The 23,227-nt window shown below is 55.4% G+C and carries 20 protein-coding genes and 1 pseudogene; 7 read left to right on the forward strand and 14 right to left on the reverse strand.

All coding sequences use genetic code 11. The features are described from left to right. Nucleotides 1-88 precede the first annotated feature (88 nt). Together RB620_RS27740 and RB620_RS27745 are read left to right on the forward strand one after the other, a co-directional pair. Nucleotides 89-1,213, forward strand: a complete 1,125-nt coding sequence (locus RB620_RS27740) for an ATP-binding protein (RefSeq protein ID WP_308100093.1) — start codon at nt 89-91, stop codon at nt 1,211-1,213. A gap of 146 nt (nt 1,214-1,359) precedes the next feature. Next, entirely contained in the window at nt 1,360-2,109 is a 750-nt protein-coding gene (locus tag RB620_RS27745) for an EcsC family protein (protein WP_308100094.1), read from the forward strand. 79 nt (nt 2,110-2,188) lie between these two features. Here the strand turns inward: RB620_RS27745 and RB620_RS27750 are convergent, their stop codons facing one another. Next, entirely contained in the window at nt 2,189-2,977 is a 789-nt protein-coding gene (locus RB620_RS27750) for a TetR/AcrR family transcriptional regulator (RefSeq protein ID WP_308100095.1), read from the reverse strand. 60 nt (nt 2,978-3,037) lie between these two features. Beyond that, complete coding sequence (locus RB620_RS27755) at nt 3,038-3,844, reverse strand: DUF4362 domain-containing protein (RefSeq protein ID WP_308100096.1); 807 nt, start codon at nt 3,842-3,844, stop codon at nt 3,038-3,040. 204 nt (nt 3,845-4,048) lie between these two features. On the opposite strand from RB620_RS27755, the gene RB620_RS27760 reads away from it, so the two are divergent. After that, a complete protein-coding gene (locus RB620_RS27760; protein ID WP_308100097.1) occupies nt 4,049-4,483 on the forward strand; it encodes an SRPBCC family protein in 435 nt (144 codons plus the stop codon). Between the two features lie 64 nt (nt 4,484-4,547). Here RB620_RS27760 and RB620_RS27765 read toward each other — a convergent pair whose 3' ends face one another. The 3 genes from RB620_RS27765 to RB620_RS27775 all read right to left on the reverse strand — a co-directional run bounded on the left by RB620_RS27765 (nt 4,548) and on the right by RB620_RS27775 (nt 6,538). Beyond that, a complete protein-coding gene (locus RB620_RS27765) occupies nt 4,548-4,832 on the reverse strand; it encodes a hypothetical protein (RefSeq protein WP_308100098.1) in 285 nt (94 codons plus the stop codon). Between the two features lie 19 nt (nt 4,833-4,851). Continuing rightward, entirely contained in the window at nt 4,852-5,136 is a 285-nt protein-coding gene (locus RB620_RS27770) for a hypothetical protein (protein WP_308100099.1), read from the reverse strand. A 280-nt stretch (nt 5,137-5,416) separates the two neighbouring features. Then, entirely contained in the window at nt 5,417-6,538 is a 1,122-nt protein-coding gene (locus tag RB620_RS27775; RefSeq protein ID WP_308100100.1) for a glycoside hydrolase family 88 protein, read from the reverse strand. A 120-nt stretch (nt 6,539-6,658) separates the two neighbouring features. On the opposite strand from RB620_RS27775, the gene RB620_RS27780 reads away from it, so the two are divergent. Continuing rightward, the gene (locus RB620_RS27780) at nt 6,659-7,552 is read left to right on the forward strand and encodes a helix-turn-helix domain-containing protein (RefSeq protein WP_308100101.1); all 894 of its coding nucleotides are present in this window, start codon (nt 6,659-6,661) and stop codon (nt 7,550-7,552) included. Between the two features lie 415 nt (nt 7,553-7,967). Here RB620_RS27780 and thrS read toward each other — a convergent pair. Continuing rightward, nucleotides 7,968-9,659 (reverse strand): annotated as a pseudogene (thrS, locus tag RB620_RS27785) (threonine--tRNA ligase); the annotation flags it as partial. Nucleotides 9,660-10,455: 796 nt separating this feature from the next. Beyond that, on the reverse strand, nt 10,456-11,454 hold the full coding sequence (locus tag RB620_RS27790; protein ID WP_308100103.1) for an ABC transporter substrate-binding protein: 999 nt from the start codon (nt 11,452-11,454) through the stop codon (nt 10,456-10,458). A 207-nt stretch (nt 11,455-11,661) separates the two neighbouring features. Between RB620_RS27790 and RB620_RS27795 the strand changes: the two genes are divergently transcribed. From RB620_RS27795 to RB620_RS27805, 3 genes are read left to right on the forward strand one after another with little or no spacing between them, the layout of a single operon-like run. After that, complete coding sequence (locus RB620_RS27795) at nt 11,662-12,672, forward strand: FecCD family ABC transporter permease (protein ID WP_374121472.1); 1,011 nt, start codon at nt 11,662-11,664, stop codon at nt 12,670-12,672. Between the two features lies 1 nt (nt 12,673). Further along, the gene (locus RB620_RS27800) at nt 12,674-13,720 is read left to right on the forward strand and encodes a FecCD family ABC transporter permease (RefSeq protein ID WP_308100107.1); all 1,047 of its coding nucleotides are present in this window, start codon (nt 12,674-12,676) and stop codon (nt 13,718-13,720) included. A 51-nt stretch (nt 13,721-13,771) separates the two neighbouring features. Beyond that, entirely contained in the window at nt 13,772-14,581 is an 810-nt protein-coding gene (locus RB620_RS27805; RefSeq protein WP_308100109.1) for an ABC transporter ATP-binding protein, read from the forward strand. Between the two features lie 73 nt (nt 14,582-14,654). On the opposite strand, the gene RB620_RS27810 is transcribed toward RB620_RS27805, so the two are convergent. The 7 genes from RB620_RS27810 to RB620_RS27840 all read right to left on the reverse strand — a co-directional run bounded on the left by RB620_RS27810 (nt 14,655) and on the right by RB620_RS27840 (nt 23,219). Then, nucleotides 14,655-15,746, reverse strand: a complete 1,092-nt coding sequence (locus RB620_RS27810) for a Fe(3+) ABC transporter substrate-binding protein (protein WP_308100112.1) — start codon at nt 15,744-15,746, stop codon at nt 14,655-14,657. Nucleotides 15,747-15,782: 36 nt separating this feature from the next. Beyond that, nucleotides 15,783-17,201, reverse strand: coding sequence for a HAMP domain-containing sensor histidine kinase (locus tag RB620_RS27815; RefSeq protein ID WP_308100114.1), 1,419 nt, complete (start codon nt 17,199-17,201; stop codon nt 15,783-15,785). Continuing rightward, nucleotides 17,198-17,884 (reverse strand): response regulator transcription factor, encoded by a 687-nt coding sequence (locus RB620_RS27820; protein WP_308100116.1) that lies wholly within the window; start codon nt 17,882-17,884, stop codon nt 17,198-17,200. The genes RB620_RS27815 and RB620_RS27820 overlap by 4 nt, the downstream gene beginning before the upstream one ends. 168 nt (nt 17,885-18,052) lie before the next feature. Beyond that, nucleotides 18,053-18,964, reverse strand: coding sequence for an FTR1 family iron permease (locus RB620_RS27825; protein WP_308100118.1), 912 nt, complete (start codon nt 18,962-18,964; stop codon nt 18,053-18,055). Between the two features lie 85 nt (nt 18,965-19,049). Further along, nucleotides 19,050-20,531: a stalk domain-containing protein gene (locus RB620_RS27830; protein WP_308100120.1), complete on the reverse strand. Its 1,482-nt coding sequence runs from the start codon at nt 20,529-20,531 to the stop codon at nt 19,050-19,052. 38 nt (nt 20,532-20,569) lie between these two features. Continuing rightward, the gene (locus tag RB620_RS27835; RefSeq protein WP_308100122.1) at nt 20,570-21,625 is read right to left on the reverse strand and encodes a hypothetical protein; all 1,056 of its coding nucleotides are present in this window, start codon (nt 21,623-21,625) and stop codon (nt 20,570-20,572) included. A 31-nt stretch (nt 21,626-21,656) separates the two neighbouring features. Then, nucleotides 21,657-23,219, reverse strand: a complete 1,563-nt coding sequence (locus tag RB620_RS27840; protein WP_308100123.1) for a hypothetical protein — start codon at nt 23,217-23,219, stop codon at nt 21,657-21,659. Nucleotides 23,220-23,227: the final 8 nt, after the last annotated feature.

Consider the following 23,227-nt stretch of genomic DNA (forward strand, 5'->3'; position numbering starts at 1 on the left):
GCCTTGATCCTTTGAATCATATTTACAATTACGACACTGAGTGTTATTATATAATTACGTAATTACGTTATTAAATAATTTAATCGAGGTGATTCGCTTGACCAGAGATTACGGAAAGGAACTGGACTCGCTCAAGCAGCAGCTTGACCAGCTTCAAGCAAGCTTTGAGCGGTTTGCCAATCAAGCATCGCGTCAATCCCCGTTGCCCGGCAACGGCAGCGGCAGACAACTACATGCCGAAGACGTACAAGACCCGCAAGACATGGGCGCCTTTTATTTCTCGGGACAATTCAAGGGCGAGAACGGGCGCTACAAATGGGAGCCGCAGGAACGCTCCGTTCGGCGCCTGCTCGACCTCGACGGCGACAAAACGGCCAAAATTTTATCGGCGCTCGGCCACAAACAGCGGATCGATATCCTGCGAGCCGTCTTGCAAGAGCCGCTGACGGGAGCTGAACTAGTGGATCGCTTGAATATGGGAACAACAGGACAACTTTACCATCACATCAAAGCTTTGCAAGGAGCCGATCTCCTCGCGCAAGAGGAACGCGGCGGCAAATATACCTTTCCCGGCCATCGGGCGCTACCGTTCCTGCTGTTATTGGCCGCGGCGTCGGAGCTTCTGGATACGAGCGAATACATGGAGTTGGCGGAGGCCAGAAATCATGCCGGCGACTATTTAGGAGCTTCGCCGGAACAATATGATCCGCACCATTTATTAAGATCGGTATTGGAAAACTCGATTCTCGAGCATCAAGCCGGCTATTGCTCCGACGTGAGCGTCGTTTTTCACAACGATGGCAGCGTGACAGTGGCCGATAATGGCAGAGGCATCCCCGTTCAGGCTTTTCCCAATTCGGAAAAACCTCGCGTGCAAGCGGTTCTCACTGAAATTAGCCGATTCGCCACCGCTACCATCCATTCTCCGGGCGGCGAAAAAGGGATCAGCATGCCGATCGTCAACGCATTGTCTCAAAGGCTTACGGTCGAGGTGCGAAGAGAAGGCAAAGTGTTCCGTCAGGATTATAAGCACGGTATCCCGCAAACGTCCCTTCTCACCGTCGGACTCACGAGCGAAACCGGAACCAGCCTGACGTTTCTACCCGACAAAAACATCTTCCAAATCGGCTTTGATCATAGATTGTTCGCCAATGAAATAACGGGCATCACGAAAACCGCTCCAAACTTAAAGATCCATCTGCTTGAGGATTAAAGGTAATGCCAAAATGGAGCAGCAGCCATCGCGCGCCGCTCCTTACCCCCGACTTCCGCCCAGGTTCGCCACCTGCCAAAGTCTATTCCTCATCGGGCCGTCTGACGGTAAAATAAAGCCATGTTTGACTAAGGGAGCGAATGACGATGCATTACGAGCAGAAAGTCCGACACGAAATCGCCGTCTGGGAGCATCAATTGTTCAAGCCGCCCGGCTGGCTGGAGCGAACCTCGAAGACGATCGGCACTCGAATCAACAATTTGATTCCCCCGAAGGTTCACAACGTCATTACGACGACCATCAAGTCGATCGTGCGCACGGCGCTGTTCGGCGCGGAGTATTCTCCGCATCGGCCCGTGCAGCGGGATATCGGGCTGGAGCTTACGGATCAAGAAGCGAAGCGTCTCTTCTCCTTATACCAAAAAATCGCGACGGCCGAAGGCGCGGGCACTGGCGCAGGCGGTTTTGTGCTGAATCTCGTGGACTTCCCGGCGCTGATCGCGATAAAGATGAAGATGTTGTTCGAGACGGCCCATGTTTACGGGTATGATACGAAGCAGTTCGACGAGCGGGTTTTTATTCTGAAGGTGTTCCAGCTCACGTTCTCCGGACATGGGCAACGCGCCAGACTGCTGGATTCGATCAAGAGGTGGAATACGGAGAAGAAACAGTGGGTATCGGAAGCCGATTATTCGACCAACCTGGACTGGGAGACGTTCCAGAAGGAATACCGCGATGCCATCGACTTCCGTAAAATGCTGCAGATGGTGCCGGGCATCGGCGCGGTTGCCGGCGCTTGGGCGAATTATACCATTCTCGAGGAGCTTGGCGAATCCGCCATGAACGCCTACCGATTAAGAAGATTAAACGACGACGCAGACAGAATGCTCGAATAAATGGGGAGTCATGGGTTCTCGAACAAAAAACCACTCTCCTCCGCATCGTCGATACGAAAGTAGAGTGGCTTGGCTTTTCTCATTTGGCCCCCATGCAGCGCCGAGTCTCGACGTATTGCTCGATGCCGTCCAGGATGCGCTCCAGTCCGAAGGCCAAGTCATCCTCGATCGGATTACCCGTCTCTCCGGTGTAGGCGCCGGACATGATCAGCGGGGACAGGAACGGGAATTGTCCCGGCTTCACGAGCTCCTGAAGAGCGGTGGTATAATCCAGCCCGTTAAAGGCGTCCATGGTCCCCCCCGCTTGCAGCACAAGCGCCTGATCCCGTTCGATCAAGCCGCAGGCTCTCGAATAGCTGCTGACGAGAAGAAGAAACGACATTTTCTCGAAATCGTTCACCGGAAAATCGCGCATGATGCGCAGCATCCAGTCGATGACGCGCAGGTTGTTCGGCATGAGCGGCAAGCCCTGAATCGGAATGTCGGCGTACCACGGATGATCGCGGAAGACCCCGACGCAGACGCGCACGTACTCCTTCATTTGCTCCCGCCAGCTATCCCCTTCGCGCTCTTCCGGAATCGGAATGTCGCACACGGCGTCCTGCATAAGCAGGAGAAGATCATTTTTGCTTGATACGTATCGATACAGGGACATGGTCGTAAAACCGAGCGATTGCGCGACTCTTGCCATCGACACCGCCGCAAGCCCTTCCGCGTCCGCGATCGCGATGGCCGCCTGCACGATTTGCGGAATGCTGAGCTCGCCCTTTGGCCCCCTGCGCTGCTTCTTCATGATGCCCCAGCCCAGCTTGACGCTTTCGGGGAGACGATTGATCGCTTCTTCATTGTACTGGTCGTTGCTTGACATAGAACCCGCGCCCTCCGCTGCTGCATTTGTATACTTGATATACAGTATATCATAAGGGGGTCACGGCAACACCAGTTCGAACAACCCATCGGTCTCGCCGCCGCAGCCGGCCAGCTTATATTCCGTTCCACGTTCCGTCCCCGCCTTCTCGATCGATTCGCAGAAATCCACCCTTTTATCCGGCACTCCGAACGCATCGTGTGTATTATCGTAACGGAACCGGATCGTATCCCCCGCGAAATTCAGATTATAAAAGATCGGACCGCCTTCGATCGTATACTGGACGACCTGCACGTCGTCATGTTTGCCGCCTTCCACATTGCTCACGAACGTCTCCCACTCCTCGGCATTCGCGTATTCGCCGGTCGGCTCGCCAACGACGTCGCCGTTCGCCTTCGCCTGCTCCGAGTCGTATTGAACCTCCCAGATCAGCTCGTACAGCGCTTTGGTCGCTTCCTTCGTCAGCGTATAACCCGTGCCGGTGTCGCTTACATAGGTGAACATGCCATGATCGCTGCCGGCATCCAGCCACAAGTGGATTTCCTTCCGCTTGCCGCCTTGATCGATCACGACATCGTAATCGGGGAACGACACATCGAGCTGCCCTTCCATTTTGTCGGCGGATTTGACCGCTTTCGAAAAGGCCGCAATCTCATCTTTCCCCTCGAACGCGGCGTACGGCTTCTCATTCACGCGCATGAAGTCCAGCGACCTGCTTACAACGACCCTGTTGCCTTGCATATCTCCGCCCTGCGTCCCGGCTGCATTCGTAGCCGTCGGAGCTGCTTCACCTTGCTTGCCGGCGCCGCAGCCAGCTATGGCCATGCCCAAGACGATGCTCATCCCGATCAATAATAGGCGTCTCATCTTCATTCCCCCCTCTTTTTTTATCAATAACGAAACTCACGAAGCAAAAGGTGCAAAACTCCCTGGCCTCCAAAAAATAGCAGCAGGCATTAGCAGGTCATAAAGTCCTAAACTACTTTTGTTCGATTGAACAATCGTATCCGTTAGTGGTATCATTATCCAGAAACCGAAACCTAAATCCAATAAAGCGAGGCGGTATTCCAAATGGAAACAGAGAACACGGTCACTATAACGGTAGAAACCACGGTTCACGCACCGGTCGAAAAAGTATGGGCATACTGGACAGAGCCGCAGCATATTACCCAGTGGTCTTTTGCTTCCGATGACTGGCATGCGCCGCATGCCGAAAATGAGTTAAAGGCCGGCGGAAAATTCCTTACGCGAATGGAAGCGAAGGATGGAAGCTTTGGATTTGATTTTGGCGGAGTTTACGATGAGGTAGTAGAAAACAAACTTATTTCTTACACGCTTGGAGACGGAAGAAAAGTCAAAATTACATTTATTAGTCAAGAGAACGGCACTCGGATCATCGAAGATTTCGAAGCGGAAGGCACCAATCCCGTTGAAATGCAACAAGCAGGCTGGCAGGCGTTTATGGACAATTTTAAAACATATAGCGAAACTACGAATCAAGCTTAGGCAAAATGAATCGGACAAGCAGATTGAACCTTCCTTTCGGAAGGTTTTTTCTTTTATTGAACATTTACAGCAAAGGCGCCATCTTCAGCCCAAAAAAAATGATGCCGCCGATGCCCAGCAGAACGATGAGGCCGTACAGGGCTGACGCGGCGTATGGACGCGCGTTGCCGGCTGGAAGCCTGCATTCCAGCCACTTGGCCGCAGAAACGATCGCCATCCCTTGCGCGAGGAACAAGGATGTCCACAGGGCTTGATTAACCGCTCGATAAACGGGCTGCTCCAGATCCGTCAGAACAAGGAAAAGGAAGGGGATGCCTATAACGATAAATAACAGGAGCCCGTTAAGCACGGAGGCGCGCCAGGCTGATTTAGGCAGAAAACCTGCGCAGGAGCGCATAAGCAATTCCGGACATCGACCCGGCGGAGAGGAACGCGAAGAGCTGGATGCTGAACAACCCTCCCCATGTAAAATCCGGCACGCTATCGGACATGATCGCGGCGACTCTCATATAAAGCCGCGAAAGCAAACCGACGGGCTGGCTTACCGCAAAACCGGCGATAAGGGCAACCGCTAGATTCCGTATGATCGGCAGCAGCTTGCGGAATCGATTCGCGGTTTTTTCAGTTGCGGTTGCGGTTGCGGCAGGATTCATAGTCGTTAGCCTCCGATAGAATCAGATAAAAAAGGATGCCATTTTCCCTCAATCTTACTATACAAGAAGGCGCCTATATAGCGCGTTTTTCGAAAAAAATAGGTTCGCGAGGCGTATCTATTCCGTGCGCCGCCCCTCGCGTACGGCGAGCCGGCCGCATAAAAAAACAACAAAAAGGACTGCCGCGGAAAGTCCGGATGACTTTCGCGACAGCCCCGAACCGGAACTGGTTTTGTATTTGTGCTTGCCTAGCCGCTTGCTACTAGCCAATCACTCTCCGTTACTCGTACCAGTACCCCTTGTGCCCCTTCTCGATCCGCATCAGCGCTTCCATATAATAGTAGTCGCCCCAGATCATGAAGTCGTCGGGGGAGCTGCCGCCGCGCACGCTGTACGAGCCACGCTCCAACAAACCTTGCGCGTCAGGCTTATCCTTCGTGTAATAATGCTCCGCGAGACCTTTCATGGTCAGACTCAGGCCCTCTTCCAAAGCTGGACGAGCCTCGTGTCCCTCCGGCAATACCTTCAGCAATTCCAGGATGCCGCAAGCCGTGATGGCAGACGCCGAGCTGTCGCGTTTCGTCTCCGCGTTCACCGGCGCGTTGAAGTCCCAGTAGACGACATGATCCTCCGGCAGCCGATCCAGGAAATAACGAGCGAGACGTACCGACGTCTCCAAATACTTCTCGTCGCGCGTGTAATGATAGGATAACGCAAAGCCGTAAATGCCCCAGGCCTGCCCGCGCGTCCACGTCGAACCGTCCTTATAGCCTTGGTGCGTTCCGCCTCGCTGCGCGTCGCCCGTCTCTTGGTCGAAGTAGAACGTATGATAGGACGAATCGTCTCCGCGGACAAGGAATCGGCGGCTCTGATCGGCGTGCGTAACCGCAACGTCGTAATACTTCCGGTCGCCTGTCACTTGATGCGCCCAGTAGAGCAGAGGCAAGTTCATCAGACAATCGATGATGATGCGGCCCCCGTTATGCGGATCTCCCTTCGGTCCCCATGCCTGAATGATCTGCAAGTTCGGCCGCCAGCGCTCCATGAGCGCGTCCGCTGCCTCGATCGTCAATTGTTTGGCCTCTTCGTCGCCTTCGATCATCCATTGCGCTTTAGAAGACAACGAGTAGAGGAAGCCGATATCGTGATGGTCGAGCGCGACGCGGTTGTCAAGGCGCTGCCTGAAGCTCGCCACCGTTTGCCGCGCCGCTTCCCTGAACGCTTCGTCCCCGGAATATTCGTAACAGAGCCAGAGAAGGCCCGACCAGAAGCCGTCCGTCCAATCCGTGTTGTCATTCAGCAAATATTCGTCGTTCAAGCTAACATGGGGAAATTGACCTCCGAATCGCTCCATGTTTTGTTTCGTCTTCCGTACTGCGTCATCCATGATATGCAGCCACATGCGCATCCCTCTTCCCATTGGTTTCTACCATGAGCATACCAAAATATCCGCGGCGACAGTTCAGTTCTCTTGTGCTAGACTGTAGTTATATTGCGGTTTTTTGGAAGGGGTTGCATCCGCATGAACCGTCTGATGTTTGTCGATTTCCATGACGCGCCAATTCATGGAAAGCTTCAGATCGAAGCCGAGCCCGGCTACAAAGGTTACTTTCACTACCATCAAGGCATAGAGCTCCTTTACGTCCATCAAGGCGATGGCAGCGTCATTCTCGATCAGAACGTTTACCCCATTGAGCCCGGAACGTTGTTCCTCTTCCAGCCTTACCAGCTTCATTACGTCAAAGCATCGACCGAATCGGCAACCTATGTCCGATCAATCATTCACTTCGAGCCCAACACACTCCAAACCGCGCTGCAATCCTTCGGCAGTTTAGCCGTCGCATTGAAGCGAATCTGGCGGGAGCGTTTAACGACGCAAGTATTCCGGGGTTTCGGCAACCGCCATCCGGCAGAGCCGCTTTACCGGTATTACGGCGAGCTGCTCGAACAAGCGACGCCGGAAGGCCGGCTATCGCTGCTCGCGGCGCTGCTCACGCAGCTTCTCGTCTTCCTGGACGCCGAAGGCGCCTATCCGCAGGACAAGTCGCCAGCCGTATCCCGGTCGGCTTCGCATACGGAGTCCATTCTGGAGTGGATCGAGAAGCATTTCGACAAGCCGTTCAAGTTGGAGGAGCTGGCGAGCGACCTCCATTTGTCCAAATATCATGTCTCCCGTCTGTTCCGGGAAGAAACCGGCCATACCGTCACCGATTATTTGCTTGCCCGGCGCATTCAGGAGGCTTGCTTGCTGCTCATCTCTTCCGACCGGTCCGTCGAGGAGATCGGCGCGAAGGTCGGCTGGCCCATCCCGTCCCACTTCTCCAGCCAGTTCCGCAAGTGGGTCGGCTGTACGCCCTCGCAATACCGGGGCAAACAATCGATCCTCCTGCAGCAGAATGCGGATACGCCCATATGAGTGTTACCGTGCGCTGCAGGTTCGTTTCGCGGACCTGCAGCCGACAAGCTGGCGCTGCCGCGCGCTGCAGGTTCGTTTCGCGGACCTGCAGCCGCCAAACCGGCGCTACCACGCACTGCAGGTTCGTTTCGCGGACCTGCAGCCGACAAGCTGGCGCTGCCGCGCGCTGCAGGTTCGTTTCGCGGACCTGCAGCCGACAAGCTGGCGCTGCCGCGCGCTGCAGGTTCGTTTCGCGGACCTGCAGCCGCCAAACCGGCGTTGCCGCGCGCTGCAGGTTCGTTTCGCGGACCTGCAGCCGCCAAACCGGCGTTGCCGCGCGCTGCAGGTTCGTTTCGCGGACCTGCAGCCGCCAAACCGGCGCTACCGCGCGCTGCAGGTTCGTCTCGCGAACCTGCAGCCGCCCCACCACCTTCGCCTACGCCCTCGTCCGAAGCTGCTCCTCCAGCATGGCGACGAACTCGCCCGCCTCGTATGGTCGCTGGACGCCGTCGCCGAAAGCGCGCGCCTGCAGACCGCCGCTCGCGAGCTCCTTGTCGCCGACGACCGCCGCGTACGGGATTTTGCGGAGCTGGGCTTCGCGGATGCGATAGCCGAGCTTCTCCTTCCTGTCGTCGACTTCGACTCTGATCCCCGCGGCCGCCAGACGCTCCCGCAACTCCGATGCGTATGCTTCATGCGCCTCCGCGACGGGTACGATTATCGCTTGAACCGGCGCCAGCCAGAGCGGGAACGCCCCCGCGTAATGCTCGATCAGGATGCCGAGGAAACGATCGATCGAGCCGTAGACGGCGCGATGGATGACGATCGGCGTTTGTTTCTCGTTCCGCTCGTCGACGTACGAGAGGCCGAACTTCTCCGGCATTTGGAAGTCGAGCTGGACCGTTCCGCATTGATGGCTCCGGCCGAGCGCGTCCTTGATGTGGAAGTCGATCTTCGGTCCGTAGAACGCGCCGTCGCCCGGATTCAGCGAATAGGGAATGCCAGCCGCGTGCAGCACGTTCCGCAAAGCCGCTTCCGCCAGCTCCCACTGCTCGTCGCTGCCCATGGAGTCGTCCGGCCTTGTCGACAGCTCCAAACTATACGAGAACCCGAACAGATCGTAAATCGTTTGAATGAGCTCGATCGTCCGCATGATTTCCTCTTCCACTTGTTCGGGTCTCGCGAAAATGTGCGCGTCGTCTTGGCAGAACGTCCGCACCCGGAACAGTCCGTTCAGCGCCCCGCTGAATTCGTACCGGTGCACTTGCCCGAACTCCGCGTACCGAATCGGCAGCTCCCGATAGGAATGCTTCCGGTTCTTGAACATCAGCATATGTCCCGGGCAATTCATCGGCTTCACCGCAAAATGCTGCCCATCCAGCTCCGAGAAATACATGTTGTCGCGGTAATGCTCCCAGTGCCCGGACTGCTCCCACATCGCCCTGTTCATGATGAACGGCGTCCGCACCTCGTCGTATCCGAACTTCGCCAGACATTCCCGGGACAACCGCTCCAGCTCATTCCGAAGCACCGTCCCTTTGGGCAAATAAAACGGCATCCCCGGCGCCTCGTCCGCGAACATGAACAGCTCCAGCTGCTTGCCGAGCTTTCTGTGATCGCGCTTCTGCGCCTCCTCCTGCCAAGCCAGGTACGCGTCAAGCTCCTCCTGACTCCCGAAGGCAACGCCGTAAATCCGCTGCAGCACGGCGTTATTGCTGTCTCCGCGCCAATATGCGCCCGCAATATTGAGCAGCTTGAAAGCCAGCCCGGCCGCAGCGCCGCCTACGCTCGGTACCATACCTTCCATACCGATATCCGCGAACGCCCCCTGCTCATAAAGCGCCACATCCTCCGCTTCCGCATGCCCTCGCAGCTCCTCCAGCTTCCAATTCTCGCCCCTCGACTCGAATAGGCGCAGCGCTTCCGCATGCGGGATCTTACGCCATCCGATTGGCTGATTCTCGGCCAGTATCGCCCGCATCTCTTCCTCGACAGATGCCAGTTCCTCCGCGGCAGGCGGCTGTTCCAGGACGCCTTGGAAGTCGAAGTCGTAATAAAAGCCCTGATTCGTCAGTCCGCCTATCCCGAGCCGAGCGCCCGGATAACGCCGCTGGACGGCCGCCGCCAGCAGCATGGACGCCCCCATCCTCAGTTGTCCCTCTTGATGATCGTGATTACATTTAACCTTCACTCCTTCGTTTTTTTTTGGAAAACAAAAAAAGCCCGTCCGCAAAGGGACGAGCTTGCTCGTGGTTCCACCCAAATTCAATTTGTTTCATAACCCGTGCGCACGCTCGCAGTTTGACGACGGCCAATTGTTTATGGTCCGCACATCCGAGCTCCGCTCGCAATGGATTCGTAAAACAAATCCTTAGCTATCCTGTAACGGGAATGCCCGGCGATCCTTACACTCATGTGCCCGCGCAAAGCCTCATGATTTCAGAACCGCAGCTGCAAGGGGGTAAACGCTCGTCATTCCCGAAAGGGCTCTCAGCCGGGTCCCCTCTCTCTGGGCGGTATGCGCGACGCGCTCATGTCCTTGGTCATTGCTATTATTCCATCTATTTAATGCTGTTAACGACAAAAAAGCGCGTCGTCCGCAAAGGGACGAGCGCGCTCGTGGTTCCACCCAAATTCGATTTACGGCCGGCCTTACGGAGCGCCGCCAAATCCTTCAGCATTCGATAACGGGAATTCCCGGCGATCCCTACACTCGCGGAACGGGGCCCCGTCCTCATGATTTCGGCATCGCGGCTACAAGGGGGTAAACGCTTGTGATTGCCGAAGGGGCTTTCAGCCGTGTCCCCTCTCTCTGGGCGGTATCCGTAAGCGAGCATGTCCTTGATCTCAGCCATTTGATTTGTTCTCATTCTATGCAGTCCATCCACAATTGTCAATACCTTACTGTTTCTGGCTAGGATGAACTATTTAATTTCGTAAATTTTGTAGATCTCGTCGAGCATGAGATTCGCCGCGATCACGCCGCCTGCCGTGTTCCAAATCGCGTCGTCCACACGAATGGCTTTATTGTTTTTCACGACATTAAGACTTTGCCAAAGCGGATCGTTCAGCATTTCTTGTTCCATTTCCGTGCCTTTGCCGTCTCCGGTCTCGTAAGTGAAGTAGAAGAGCATGTCGGCATCTACTTCGGGCAGGCGTTCCTTTGTAATTTCTTCGACGAATGTATCTTTGTACTTCTGACTGTCCGGACGCGTAATGCCAAGCTTCGAGAACGCTAGGCCCGTGAACGTGTCTTCCAAATAGATGCGCGTTTTGCCAGCCATGAAACGTACAACGGATACTTTCTGGTTCAGCTTATCTCCGGCTTTGTTCTTAAAGTCGGCCGCGCGGGCATCGTAGTCCGCGATGATTTGGTCGCCTTCCGCTTTTTTGCCAAGCGCGTCGGCGTACAATTTGAAGTTGTCCTGCCAAGCGCCGCGCAGCGTTTCGGAGAAGATCGTAGGCGCGATCGCGTTCAGCTGGTCGTACACTTTTTCTTGGCGCAATTTGTTGCCGATGATCAGATCCGGCTGAAGGCTTGCGATGAGCTCCATGTTCGGCTGGCTTTCTTCCCCGACTTCCGTCACGCCTTCCATGTCCGCCTTGATATGTGCATACCAAGGATCGCCCGTCCAGGATTTCACGGCGCCAACCGGCTTCACGCCAAGCGCAAGCAGCGCTTCCGTTCCTTCGTTGGTCAATACGACCACGCGTACAGGGTTGCCTTTAATCGGCGTCTCGCCCATCGCATGCGTAATGACTCTTTCTTCGGCCGCGTTCGATGCGCCGGAATCATTTGCGTTAGCCCCGTTATTCGCGCTATTGTTCGAACCCGATTGGCCGCAGCCCGTTACGACCAGCGTTAACGCCAGCAGCAGCGCGGTGCCTGTCCAGGTCAGTTTTTTCTTAAGTACATTAAACATATTATTCCCTCTCCCCATGATGAAAATGATTCTCATTAGATCCACAAACGAAACTATACCAGCATATCAATTCAAAGTCAATCAAACAATGATAATGATTTTCAAATTCGTTGACACCCTCTGCTCATTCCCCTACAATATTTGAGTATTCGATTCATGCGATAACGAGCATAACGAATCAGATTGGCAACGAGGGAAGAGGACATGATGAAGACATCATTATTAGATACACGCGCCCAAAAGGCGGCGGGACTGATCGTTGGGCTGCTTCTTGCGGCCGCGGGTATCGTTAGCAGCATCGTATTCGGCGTGGCTGACATCGGCTGGCGCACTATCTGGGCATCTTATACCGCATTTGACGGTTCGCAAGAGCATCTTATTATCCAAACCGCAAGGATGCCGCGCGCGCTGATTGCCGCCGCGGCGGGAGCAAGCCTGGCCGTCGCGGGGACGTTCATGCAAGGCATTACGCGGAATCAGCTGGCATCGCCAAGCTTGTTCGGCATCAATGCGGGAGCCGCCTTCTTCATCGTGACCGGGTCGGCCTTCTTCGGCGTCAGCGGCTTATCGACGTTCGCGACGCTCGCGTTTATCGGCGCGGCGTTCACTGCCGCTCTCGTGTACACCCTTGGCTCCATCGGCAACGACGGCCTGACGCCGCTTAAGGTTACTTTGGCCGGGGCCGCTTTGACCGCGTTTTTCTCATCGCTTTCTTTGGGCGTCCTTCTCACGAGCGGCCAGACGTTCGATCAAGTGCTTTATTGGTTCGTAGGGTCGGTCGCGGGACGCGATCTTCATATCTTCACGGCGGCAGCGCCTTATATCGGAATCGCTTTGGTCGGCGCGTTCATTCTGGCGAGACATATGAACGTGCTTACGCTTGGGGAGGACGTCGCCGTCGGCCTCGGGCAGAAAACGGTCTACATCAAATTGGCGGCGGGCGTCATTATTGTACTGCTCGCCGGCGGCTCGGTATCCATGGCGGGTCCGATCGCGTTCGTAGGCATCATCGTTCCTCACTTGATGCGTTATTTGGTCGGCATCGATTATCGCTGGGTCGTTCCGTATTGCGCCGTATACGGAGCCATCCTGCTTCTGGCGGCCGACATCGGCTCCAGGTATATTTCGTTCCCGAAGGAAGTTCCGGTCGGCATCATGACGGCTGTCATTGGCGTTCCTTTCTTCGTCTTTATCGCAAGAAGAGGAGGCCGTTCTTAAGATGGATAAATTAGTCACGATAAGAAACCGCATGCTTTCCTTCCAGATCGAGCGCCGGACGGTCATGATGATCCTATTGCTGATCGTCGCCAATCTGGCGGCCATCGTCGTATGCGTCGGGCTCGGAAGCAAGACGATCAGCCCAATCAACGTCGTTCGGATCTTGTTCGGATCCTTGAATTCGCCCGATTCGATGATTATTGAATCGCTGCGGATGCCGCGCGTCATCATTGCCGTCATGGTCGGCTCGGCGCTCGCGGTATCCGGCGCCTTGCTGCAGGGCATCGTGCGGAATCCGCTCACCTCCCCGGATATCATCGGCATTTCCGGCGGAGCTTCCCTAGGCACCGTCGTATTTATCTTATACTTCTCGCATGTCAGCATTCGCTTCATGCCGCTGAGCGCGATACTTGGGGCGTTCGCGGCCGCGTTCCTGATTTATCTATTCGCTTACCGCAAGGGCGTAACTCCGCTTAGGCTCGTCCTGATCGGCATCGGCATGGCTACCGCATTGACGGCCGTCACGTACATGTTAATTCTGACATCGTCGTTTACGCCTACGGCCGTGGCGGTCAAAGCGTTCACCTTCATGACCGGCAGCATCTACGGCGTCTCGTGGGAAAGAGACGTCTACACGCTGCTCCCTTGGATCATCGTACTGTTCCCGATCGCGTTAATCTATGCCCGTCATCTGAACGTACAGGAGCTCGGAGACGAAGTGGCAACAAGCGTAGGCAGCTCGGTCCAGATCAAACGAACCATCTTGCTCGTCATCAGCGTCGCGCTGGCCGGCGCTGCCGTCGCGATCGGCGGAGCAATCAACTTCATCGGCCTGATGGCCCCGCATATCGCGCGCAAGCTTGTCGGACCTTCGTACGGGGGAGTGATCCCCGTATCCGCGCTTATCGGATCTCTGGTGCTCTTGTTGTCCGATCTCGTCGCGAGAGTGGCGTTCATCCCGCTCGATATTCCCGCGGGCGTGTTTACGGCCGCGATCGGAGCGCCGTTCTTCATCTACTTGCTCTACCGTCACCGCAACGGATCCTAGCAGTCGCCGAGGCATGCGACAACCAAATTCCATAACGAAGGAGTCCTTCTTGTGTCCTCCATTCAAGCGAAAAACCTGACGTTATCGTACGGGCAAAAAGAAATATTCAACAAGTTGGATTTACTCGTGCCGACGGGAAAAATAACCGTATTCATCGGCAGCAACGGCTGCGGCAAGTCTACGCTGCTTCGTTCGCTTGCCCGTCTGCTGAAGCCCCAGGAAGGCTCCATCCTGCTTGATGGCACCGAGATCGCGAAGCTCTCGAGCAAGGAGATCGCCAGACGGCTCGCCATCCTGCCGCAAGGCCCGCTCGCTCCGGAAGGGCTGACCGTCCACCAGCTTGTGAAACAAGGGCGCTACCCTTATCAAAGCTGGCTCCAGCAATGGACGCGCGAAGACGAGCGAATGGTCAAGCGGGCCCTCGAGGTTACCCACATGGAGGAGCTGTCCTCCCATTCGATCGACTCGCTGTCCGGCGGCCAACGCCAGCGCGCTTGGATCGCGATGACACTAGCCCAGAACACGCCGACTATTCTGCTGGACGAGCCTACTACCTACCTGGACATGTCCCATCAGATCGAAATCCTGGACTTGCTGTTCGACCTGAACGCGGAGGAGAATCGCACGATCGTTATGGTTCTCCACGATATTAATCTGGCTTGCCGGTACGCGGACCATATCGTGGCCGTCAAGGATGGGCGAATCCACGCGCAGGGCAAACCCGAGGCCATTATGAACGAGCAGCTGATCCGCGAAGTGTTCGGCATGGAATGCCAAATCACGGTCGATCCGATCTTCGGAACCCCGCTGTGCATTCCTTATGGCAAAGGCAGAAAGCTGAAGATGCTGCAAGCCAGATAATAGCCCGAAATTCGCACAAAAAATAGGGTTGTTCCAAAGGTCCATTTTTCGACCTTTTGGAACAACCCTTACGCTATTTCCAACCGGCCTTATCGAAAATGCCGATCGCTTCTTGCCGGTATTGCTCCAAATCCGCGAAATCAAGCCGCTGCGCCTTGAAAGTCCCCCATGACCGCAATGGATCCGCCGCTTCCGCCTCCAAGTTAACGGGGAATTCGAAGCTCTCGCGCGCCAATAGAGTTTGCCCTTCCTTGCTGGTCAAATACTCCATCAACTTCAAGGCATTGTCTCGATTCTCGGAATAACGGGCGAGGCCAATCCCGCTGATGTTGAGATGCGTGCCCGTCGTCTCCTGATTGGGGAAAAATACGCCTAACCCTTCCGCCAATTGCGCCTCGTCAGGGTCGCTAGAGGCGGCAAGCTGGCCAACGTAGTACGTGTTCATGATCGCCACGTCGCCAATGCCATCCGCGATCGCTTGCGCTTGATCGCGGTCTCCCCCTTCCGGGGTTCGCGCGAAGTTGGCCACGATGCCGCGTGCCCACCGTTCCGCTTCATCCGCTCCGTTCAGGGCAATGAAGGAGGCGAGCAAGGACTGGTTATACAGGCTGGCGTACGATCTGGCGAGCACCCTGCCCCTCCACTTCTCATCGGTCAAATCTTCGTACGTGGACAGCTCCTCCGGCTTCACCCGATCCTTCGCATAGACAATGACGCGGGCCCTCGTCGCTACTCCTGTCCAATAATGATCTGGATCGCGCCACTTGGCCGGGACTTGGCTGTCCAGCGTCTCCGATCGCAGCGGCTGCAGCACGTTTTCACGCTTCGCGACGTTTAATACTCCCCCGTCCACGGCAAAAAACAAATCCGCATCGGAACGATCGCCATCCCTCTTCATCCTCGCGATCAATTCTTCCGCCGTACCCTTGATTTCTACGACCTCGATACCGGTTTTTTTCGTAAAAGCTTCGAACAGGAGGGGATCGGCTTCATAGTGCCTTGCCGTATAGACCGTCACGAATCCGTTTTTCATTTCCGTATTTTGTTTCCCGCGACTCGCCGCCGTTTGCCCCTCAGACCGGCTATCAGGCTGGAGCTCCGATCCGATGAGTCCCAGCACGACGCAGAAGACGCATATGGCCGTAACGATCAACAACCTCTTCAACGCGAACCCCCCTTGATTTTTTTCCTCACATGAATGTTACTCGCGCGGCAGACATGGCAACCGGACGGTAACCACGGTGCCCGCCAGCTCCTCGGAGCGTATCGCTAGCGTTCCGTCGTAACGTTCGGCCAATCGCTTGGCGATCGCGAGTCCCAGCCCGTTGCCTCCTTGCTCGCGGCTTCTTGCCCGATCTACCCGGTAGAACCTGTCCGTTACATAAGGCAAATCTTGGGCGGGAATGCCAATGCCGCAATCGATCACTTCAATATCGGCCCGCTCGCCGGCCACATCGGCTTTGATGACGATTGTCTTATTCTCCACGGAGTATTTCGTCGCATTATCCAGAAGAATAAGCAATATTTGCTCCAGATGCCCGATCGGAATCATCAAGCTAATCCCTTTCAGCCGGTGCAAATCAAATTCGATCCGAAAGTCGGGATGGATAAACGCGAAACGCTCGATGATCGATGCAACGGCATCCGGCACATTCGTGAGCGGGGATACTTCGTCGCGAGCTTCCTTCTCGGCGCGGGACAAAGCCAGCAGCTCCATGACCAACCGCTTCAATCGCGCGAATTCTTCCAGGGAAGCATCCAGCGATTCGTTCAAAACAACAGGATCGTCCTTCCCCCATCTTCGCAGCATGGCAAGATGGCCTTCGATGATCGCGACCGGCGTCCTGAGCTCGTGGGAAGCATCCTCGACGAACCTGCTTTGCTGCAGGAATGTCTCTTCCACCCGATCCATCATATCGTTGAACATGACCATTAACGTGGAAATTTCATCCCCATTCATGGCAGGGCGCATCCTTTCCTGCATGCCCTTGTTGTTCACGTCCCTGATCGTCTGCGCCATAGCCTGCAGCGGCCTCAGCAATCTGCGCGTCAGCAGCCATCCAACCAATACGCTTAATGCCACGGCACCAATCGCAAAATAAAACATAACCTGCGAAATGGTTTTCGTCAGCGCCTCGAACTGAGCCAGACTCTTGACGATTTCGACGGTTCCCGTAAATCGGTGGATCGTTAAGGGGCTTTTCATGATCAAGAGCGAATGGCCGTCCTTCTTGTAAATGCCGATCTCTTGCTGCGGTATCGGCAAGGGATCCATCCACGGGTCCGTCACGTTGTCGGTTACTGTAATCAACGCGCGATGATCGGCATCTAAGACGCGGATTCGCTGATCGTCCGAATTCATCTTGTCCAAATACTGCTTGATGTCCGCAAGACTGTCGGACTTGAATTCCGCCTCCCGTTCGAGCAAATCGTTCAGGATGGCATTCATGTCATGCCGGATGTTCTTCTTCTCGCGTTGGATGATCCATTGCTCCATGACGATGTATTGCAGCAGGTTATACCCGACGAACAACGCCATGATCAATAGGGTCGAGCCTAATGTCAGCTTAATTTTTATCGGCAATCGGAAGTAGAAGCCCGTCCACTTTTTTAAGCTCATTTTCTCATCACGTACCCAATGCCCCTGAGCGTTTGAATATAGCTGGACTCCCCGGGATAATCGATTTTGCGGCGCAGGTACCTGACGTATACATCCACGACGTTCGTATCGACCGCAACCTCGAAGCCCCATACTTTATCGAGCAAGGTTTCGCGGTCCAGCACGCGGTTCGCATGATTCAGGAAGACGCTGAGCAGATCGTATTCGCGTTTCGTCAGCTCGATCGGCAAGCCTGCCCTGCTTACCTTTCGCGTATTCGGATCCAATCGGAGATCGAGAAACGAAAGAACCGGCAGAAGGTTGTCATCTTGCTGCTCCCGCATCTCCTGCCTTCGGAACACGACTCTCATCCGGGCAAGCAGCTCTTCGATCGCGAACGGCTTGGGCAAATAATCGTCCGCGCCGCAATCCAGGCCGGACACCCGCTCGCGAACGCTGTCTCTGGCGCTCAGCATGATGATCGGCGTATATTTGATGGACCGGACCCGCCTGCAAATCTCGAGGCCGTCCATTCCCGGCAGCATAAGATCGAGAAGAATTAAATCCCATTCTTCATCCAGCGCGAACCGAAGCCCCGTGTTGCCTTCGGATGCGACGGTTACCGAAAACGATTCGTACTGCAGCTCGAGCTCGATAAACCGCGACATGTTTTTTTCGTCTTCGATCAATAAAACCTTTTTCATCTTGAGCCTATCCCCCCGCAACGCGAAAGCTGCGTCATCCTGCTAGACGCAACAGGAATCGAAATGATATCCAAAATAATGAAAATGATTCTCATTATTATATATTTCTCTATTTTATTCGATATCCTTCGTTCGAGCAATCCTTGTTTTGCAATCGGACGATTGTTTTTACGTGATAGCCGGCCGCAGCTTCTCATGGCGTTTTTTCTGCATGCCCTGCAACAACAAAATAACCAAATAAAACGCCCAATAAAGGACAAACTCTTCGACCGACGGGTTTTGCGTATACCCGAGAAACGCTTTAAAGAAAATGCCGATCTGCCCGCTGACCAGCGGCTGCTCGCCCGTATCGCGAATATGCTGCGTCTCGTCGAGCGGATGCTCCGGCATGAATGCGGTAATGTTATAGATTTCGCCGACTTCGCCGCCAGGCGTTCGGTAGATCGTCCCCATGAGCCCGATATCCTGCATAATTCCGACGGCCTGCACCAACAAGCCTCCCGCAATCATCATCAAGAATACGCTGGTTATGCGGAAGAACGTCTTCAGCTGTATTTTTTTTGTGCTTCGGAAAAAGAGCAGGCCGACCGTAAACGCCGCGATCAACCCGATCAACGCGCCCCAGCTTTGCAAGGCTTTCTGGATATCTCCGCCCGTGATCGCCGCGAAGAAAAACACCGTCTCCACGCCTTCCCTGACGACAACGAGGAAGGAGTGGAGGATCATGTTCAGCACGCCGCCGACGGTCAGAATCGCCGAAATTTTGTTCTCTACCTGGCCTTGCAGATTGCGGCTCTGACTGCCCATGAACAACACCATATGCGACAGCAGCACGCATGAGACGAGCATAATGCCGATCTTCAAATAATTCTGGCTGCCCATCGTCGCGAATCCGGTCAGTACCGTCTGGAACACCAGCGCGACGCCGTAGCTCGCCGCCAGCGCCAGAACAACTCCGACCCAAACCCACTTGTTCCACTGCGTCTCTCCGATTCTCTTTAAATACGTCATGATGATGCCTACGATCAGAATGGCTTCGAGCGCTTCCCGAAACGTGATCAGAAACGACTGTAGATCCATCGTTATGCCTCCCCGCGCGTTTCAAATAGAGCAGCGGAAAACACCTGCGCGCATGCGCAGGCGTCTCCCGCTGATAAACCGCTATTTATCTCAAAATAATGATTTGTTTGTTATCGTAAAATACGCCCTTGCCGAACAGCTCTGCTACGGCCCGCAGCGGAATGAAGGAGCTGCCGTTCTCCAAGACGACCGGTTGGTCCAGCCTCATCGTTTCGTTAACCTTGCCGTCCTGAACGATCGTATCGGAGCCTACCTTCAGCTCGGTTTTTTTGCCGTCTTTCACGATCGTAACGGTCTTCGTGCTATTGTTGTAACTGACTTCGGCATTGATGGCATCCGCGATCAGACGGACGGGGACAAGCGTCCGGTAAGTCTTCTTGTTGATGTACGGCGCGCTTGCGGCCGTGCGCGACTCGCCGTCTACTTTGTACGTTTTCTCGTTAAGCGTCAGTTGAATGCCGTCTTTCGCAACCATGTATTTCAGCATTTGGAACGATGCCTTTCGTGCAGCAGCCAGATCCGACCGGTCGACGGCATCCGCGAATTGCTGCGCGTAGACAACCGCCGAAGCGTAATCTTCCTTGGCGAAGAACACTTCCTGCGTCGACAAGAACATGTTACCTTCCATGGCATAGCCGCGCGCGCCTTGCAAATCGCCAGCCGCCAGCTTCGTCAGGGCGTTCGCGACGTATTCGGATACTTTGCCGATCATCGCGCGTTGCATAGCCGCTTGAATCTTGTCTTTATCGATCCGTCCTGGATCTCCCGAGGCGAACGCGTTCAGGATGTAATCGGCATCCTCCGCGCTTCCTCCTCTCAGGTAAGTGTAGACGGGCAGATAGAGGAAGTAGCCTTCCGTAACGGCGGTCGGTTGATCGGCGGCCGGTTTCGTCGGAATGTTGGTTGCGTACGTAAAGGCAGCGAGCGAATAGGTTTTGATAATCGTTTTGTCCAGCACTTGGCGGTGTACGTTAAAATCGTCGGCGTCCTTCTCTTTCAGATCCTTCAGGAGCTGTTCGATCGTCCCTTTCAGAATGCCGACCATATCAAGCCCGTACGTAGCGTCCCGCTTCGCGACTGTGCCTTGGGTAACGCCTTCGTAGATTTGCACGACTTTGTGGAATTCGACGGTCGCGGCGTCAAAATCTTTGTTCGCGAGCGCCGGACGAACCTTATTGCTGATCAGATCGCGAATATAGAAATAGAAGTACCACTGCAGTCCTTTATCTACCGCTTGTTTGGCTTGACCCACGCTGAGCTTGCCGTTAACGGCATTCTCGAGCACGAACGAAATGTTTTCGTCGATCATCGGATCGTTTGGTTTGATGTTGGCGTCGATGCGTTTCACATCCGCTTGAAATTGATTGATGTAGAACGTTTGGACCGCGTTCAAATCCGTCTTATCCGTGAATAACGCTTTAATGTCGGCAAAAGCTTTCACTTTGGCTGCGATATCCGCATCCTCGACGATTTGGAAGCTTGACGCTGCTTGAGCGTCTTGGGATACCGAGAAAAAAGTAGAAACAACAAGTGCCAGACATACTGCAATGGACCAAAATTTACGCATGATCATCTCTCCTCAAATTGTGTTTTACCGCTGTTTGATTACAGCAATCCTTTTCTCCGAATGAACCATACCGTCCCGCCCCCGGCCGCGGCGACTCCCGCGATTACGAATATCGTGACGTACGGATTCGTCCGGTCTGCGCGCTCCATCGGCGCATGGCCCTCCGTCTGCGCCCCATCTTCGGAAGAGGCAGCTAACGCGGGGGCATCGGCCTCGCCTTCAACAGACGTCCCGCCGCCGGGCTCGGCAGGCGGCGACGCTTCCATCCCCGCCCCGTCGGCTGCCGACGACTCTTCCGGACTTGCCGTTGCGCTGCCTTCCGGGCTCTGGCTCGGCTCCGCGCCAGGCGTCGCCGATGGCGTCTCCTCCGAAGATTCGGAAGCAAGCGGCTCTGCAGTCGCAACGGGCTTCTGGGAAGCGCCTGGCGATTTGCTTGGTACCGGCTTCTGGGAAGAGGCGGGTTCCTTGGTCGGCTTCGCTTCGTTCGTCGCGGTCGCCGCCGGCTTTACGTATGCCTTGTAAGGAAAACCGGGCTTCACCTTGTCGTAAATAAACTTCACCTTCTGCTCGAACGTCTCCGGATCGGCTTCCTTCTTCCCTACGCCGAAGAGACCGGGGTTGCCCAGCGCCTCAAGCGCGTCATCGAACGCCTGATTGATGTCATCCGTCCCGGAAGCCATGTACGGAGACAGCGTGTCGAAGGTCGCCTTCGCCTTGGCCAGCAGCAGCTTGGCTGCGGCATAGTCGCCGACATCCTTCAGCGCGTATGTAAAGCGGCGATCCAGATTCATGACCAACACGGCTTTGTAGTTGGCGATCAACAGCTTGCCGTCTTTCGCTTCCGCGTTTTTGTCGAGCGTGAGTGCAACGGATTCGCCGAAATGCGATTGGATCTCGGAGCGCCTTACCCGGTGCGTCTCCAGCGCCGTCTTCCAATCCGGCTGATCCCCGCTTAATGCGCTGACGATGGCTTTGAACGTCTCGGCGACATCCTCCGTATTCGCATCGCCGTAAGAATAAGCCGAAGCATGAGCCGGGACGAGCCATAAAAATAATAGAATCGCCGCCAGCCCGGTTCCTAACTGCTTAGACACCTGCGTACTCCCCCTCTCCGTTCCTTGCTTTCTAATTCGATAGTTCCTGCTCCGGTTTCTTCCATTCGTATAACGTAATTCGGGAATAAACCGGATCGAATAACGACTCGGAATCAAACCGGGCGACTGGTACAAAAGACGATCCCGAACCGGCGGCTTGCTCCATAAATCCGCTGCGCACATGATTCGTCACGAACACCCGCCGACCCGTCCCGGCGTTCGCGAGCGCCAGGAAATAATCGTATGTGTAAATCTTGCGATGCTCGTAGCCGGCCCGCAAATAACCTAACACGCGGCTTTCCTCCCATGTGTACAGCACGAGCGGCTGCTCCATCGCCTTCAAATAGTCGTTCATCTGATAGACCGCTGGCCTTTGCTCGGCTTGAAGCTTGAGCATTTGCGCACCGACGGCCGTCTGAACGGTTATGAGGGCCGCGATCGCGACCTGAATGGCAGTCGCTGCAGCCTGATTCCAAGTGCGATCGGAGCTCCGTTCGGGAGGATACTTTAGCAGCTGCGCGGTTTTCATGGCCGTCGCGTACAGGACGAGCAGCAACGGCCCGGCGACCGGGGCAATATGGCGCGGCTTCTCGATATTTTGGCCGAGCAGCACCCAAGCCGCGTATACCGCGAGGCAAACGAGCAGCCATTTACTTTGCTCCAGAACGACGAATGCCTTCCGCTTGCTACTCCCGAGTCTCCATATCCCGTAACCGGTGAGCGCCAGGAGCAGCGCATACAGCGCTCCGAGCGCGCCAGAACGGCTAAGCCATACATCCCGAATCAAGTGATCGGCGACGAGCACGACGAATCTTGTACCTATCGGGACGTTCGCGGAGGCGACGCCGCCGCCCCATTCGGAGAAATGTCCGGCCACGAATGCCATGGATAACGTCCAGAACCCTTGCAGCGTCCCTTCGGACCATACAAGCCCGCTGATCCAAATGAGCTGCGCTCCCACGGCGCCCGCGATTGCCAGCGTCAACCTTCGAAACCTCATTTGCTTGTCCGCATCCGTTCTGTATTGGAATGCCAAAAGCAGCAGCAGCGCCAACCCGAATGGAAAGTACGACAAACGAATGCCCATCAGCACGCTAAACAACAGGATCGAAATGGCTAAGCGGACGCTCGATCGCGGACGTTCCGCAGCCGACTTCACGCTCCATAAGTACCACCAAAGCACCGCGATGCCCGCGCATTCGGACATCGGCCTCGAGCCCATCAGCCATAAGTACGGCGCCGATAAAACAGCGGCGGCCGCCCATCCCGCTGAGCTTAACCCGACAACTCTTCTGGCCAGCAGCGCAATCGGGATAGCCGAACTACATGCAAGCACCGCGTTCCAGGCAATCATCGCTTTCGCCGGATCCGTCACCCACGCGTGGAACAGCTTCGCCCCCGCGATGAAATACGGGTACCCCGGAAAGTGGGGCTGCATGGCCAGAAGATCGAATCGCTCCACCGCGAGCACGAAGTCCACTTCATCCCATGCGCGCACGAAAGGGCTTGCGTACCACAGGTTGATCCCTAGCAGCGTCAGAACCAGAGCGGCGGCGGCGCCGAATGACCAATGGCGAACGATTCGCTGCAGCATCGAGCTGT

This window comes from Paenibacillus sp. LHD-117, from assembly GCF_030929555.1.
GTDB lineage: Bacteria > Bacillota > Bacilli > Paenibacillales > Paenibacillaceae > Pristimantibacillus.